Raw genomic sequence first — 3,040 nt, 5'->3', positions numbered from 1 at the left:
CTTGGCACTAGAAGCCGATGAAGGACGTTACTAACGACGATATGCTTTGGGTAGCTGTAAGTAAGCGTTGATCCAGAGATTTCCGAATGGGGGAACCCAGCACGAGTTATGTCGTGTTATCGACAAGTGAATTCATAGCTTGTCAGAAGGCAGACCCGGAGAACTGAAACATCTTAGTACCCGGAGGAAGAGAAAGAAAATTCGATTCCCTGAGTAGCGGCGAGCGAAACGGGAAGAGCCCAAACCAATAAGCTTGCTTATTGGGGTTGTAGGACACTCTATACGGAGTTACAAAGGAATATGTTAGACGAATCATCTGGAAAGTTGAATCAAAGAAGGTAATAATCCTGTAGTTGAAAATGTATTCTCTCTTGAGTGGATCCTGAGTACGACGGAGCACGTGAAATTCCGTCGGAATCTGGGAGGACCATCTCCTAAGGCTAAATACTCTCTAGTGACCGATAGTGAACCAGTACCGTGAGGGAAAGGTGAAAAGTACCCCGGAAGGGGAGTGAAAGAGAACTTGAAACCGTGTGCTTACAAGTAGTCAGAGCCCGTTAATGGGTGATGGCGTGCCTTTTGTAGAATGAACCGGCGAGTTACGATCTGATGCAAGGTTAAGCAGAAAATGTGGAGCCGTAGCGAAAGCGAGTCTGAATAGGGCGTTCAGTATTTGGTCGTAGACCCGAAACCAGGTGATCTACCCATGGTCAGGTTGAAGTTCAGGTAACACTGAATGGAGGACCGAACCGACTTACGTTGAAAAGTGAGCGGATGAACTGTGGGTAGCGGAGAAATTCCAATCGAACTTGGAGATAGCTGGTTCTCTCCGAAATAGCTTTAGGGCTAGCCTCAAGTGATGATTATTGGAGGTAGAGCACTGTTTGGACGAGGGGCCCCTCTCGGGTTACCGAATTCAGACAAACTCCGAATGCCAATTAATTTAACTTGGGAGTCAGAACATGGGTGATAAGGTCCGTGTTCGAAAGGGAAACAGCCCAGACCACCAGCTAAGGTCCCAAAATATATGTTAAGTGGAAAAGGATGTGGCGTTGCCCAGACAACTAGGATGTTGGCTTAGAAGCAGCCATCATTTAAAGAGTGCGTAATAGCTCACTAGTCGAGTGACACTGCGCCGAAAATGTACCGGGGCTAAACATATTACCGAAGCTGTGGATTGTCCTTTGGACAATGGTAGGAGAGCGTTCTAAGGGCGTTGAAGCATGATCGCAAGGACATGTGGAGCGCTTAGAAGTGAGAATGCCGGTGTGAGTAGCGAAAGACGGGTGAGAATCCCGTCCACCGATTGACTAAGGTTTCCAGAGGAAGGCTCGTCCGCTCTGGGTTAGTCGGGTCCTAAGCTGAGGCCGACAGGCGTAGGCGATGGATAACAGGTTGATATTCCTGTACCACCTAACATCGTTTTAATCGATGGGGGGACGCAGTAGGATAGGCGAAGCGTGCTGTTGGAGTGCACGTCTAAGCAGTGAGATTGAGTGTTAGGCAAATCCGGCACTCTTAAGATTGAGCTGTGATAGGGAGAGGAAATTGTTTCCTCGAGTCGTTGATTTCACACTGCCGAGAAAAGCCTCTAGATAGATAATAGGTGCCCGTACCGCAAACCGACACAGGTAGTCAAGATGAGAATTCTAAGGTGAGCGAGCGAACTCTCGTTAAGGAACTCGGCAAAATGACCCCGTAACTTCGGGAGAAGGGGTGCTCTTTAGGGTGCAAGCCCAGAAGAGCCGCAGTGAATAGGCCCAAGCGACTGTTTATCAAAAACACAGGTCTCTGCTAAACCGTAAGGTGATGTATAGGGGCTGACGCCTGCCCGGTGCTGGAAGGTTAAGAGGAGTGGTTAGCTTCTGCGAAGCTACGAATCGAAGCCCCAGTAAACGGCGGCCGTAACTATAACGGTCCTAAGGTAGCGAAATTCCTTGTCGGGTAAGTTCCGACCCGCACGAAAGGCGTAACGATTTGGGCACTGTCTCAACGAGAGACTCGGTGAAATCATAGTACCTGTGAAGATGCAGGTTACCCGCGACAGGACGGAAAGACCCCGTGGAGCTTTACTGTAGCCTGATATTGAAATTCGGCACAGCTTGTACAGGATAGGTAGGAGCCTTTGAAGCGTGAGCGCTAGCTTACGTGGAGGCGCTGGTGGGATACTACCCTAGCTGTGTTGGCTTTCTAACCCGCACCACTTATCGTGGTGGGAGACAGTGTCAGGCGGGCAGTTTGACTGGGGCGGTCGCCTCCTAAAAGGTAACGGAGGCGCTCAAAGGTTCCCTCAGAATGGTTGGAAATCATTCATAGAGTGTAAAGGCATAAGGGAGCTTGACTGCGAGACTTACAAGTCGAGCAGGGTCGAAAGACGGACTTAGTGATCCGGTGGTTCCGCATGGAAGGGCCATCGCTCAACGGATAAAAGCTACCCCGGGGATAACAGGCTTATCTCCCCCAAGAGTTCACATCGACGGGGAGGTTTGGCACCTCGATGTCGGCTCATCGCATCCTGGGGCTGTAGTCGGTCCCAAGGGTTGGGCTGTTCGCCCATTAAAGCGGTACGCGAGCTGGGTTCAGAACGTCGTGAGACAGTTCGGTCCCTATCCGTCGTGGGCGTAGGAAATTTGAGAGGAGCTGTCCTTAGTACGAGAGGACCGGGATGGACATACCTCTGGTGTACCAGTTGTCGTGCCAACGGCATAGCTGGGTAGCTATGTATGGACGGGATAAGTGCTGAAAGCATCTAAGCATGAAGCCCCCCTCAAGATGAGATTTCCCAACTTCGGTTATAAGATCCCTCAAAGATGATGAGGTTAATAGGTTCGAGGTGGAAGCGTGGCGACACGTGGAGCTGACGAATACTAATCGATCGAAGACTTAATCAATTTTTTCAAAGTTTTGCGACGCAAAATCTTTACTTACTATCTAGTTTTGAATGTATAATCATTCACTTGTCTGGTGACAATGGCAAGGAGGTCACACCTGTTCCCATGCCGAACACAGAAGTTAAGCTCCTTAGCGCCGATGGTAGTTG

General features: G+C 49.7%; 2 rRNA genes. Both read left to right on the top strand.

The window, feature by feature from the left end:
* Nucleotides 1-2,891: ribosomal RNA gene (locus tag CD128_RS04130) — 23S ribosomal RNA — on the top strand; the annotation flags it as partial.
* Nucleotides 2,892-2,960: 69 nt separating this feature from the next.
* Nucleotides 2,961-3,040: ribosomal RNA gene (gene rrf, locus CD128_RS04125) — 5S ribosomal RNA — on the top strand; the annotation flags it as partial.

Origin of the sequence: Staphylococcus croceilyticus, from assembly GCF_002902575.1 — a bacterium.
In the GTDB taxonomy this organism is placed as follows: Bacteria; Bacillota; Bacilli; order Staphylococcales; family Staphylococcaceae; genus Staphylococcus; species Staphylococcus croceilyticus.
Note: the sequence above shows the minus strand (reverse complement) of the source record. Positions and strands in the feature narration are given on the sequence as shown.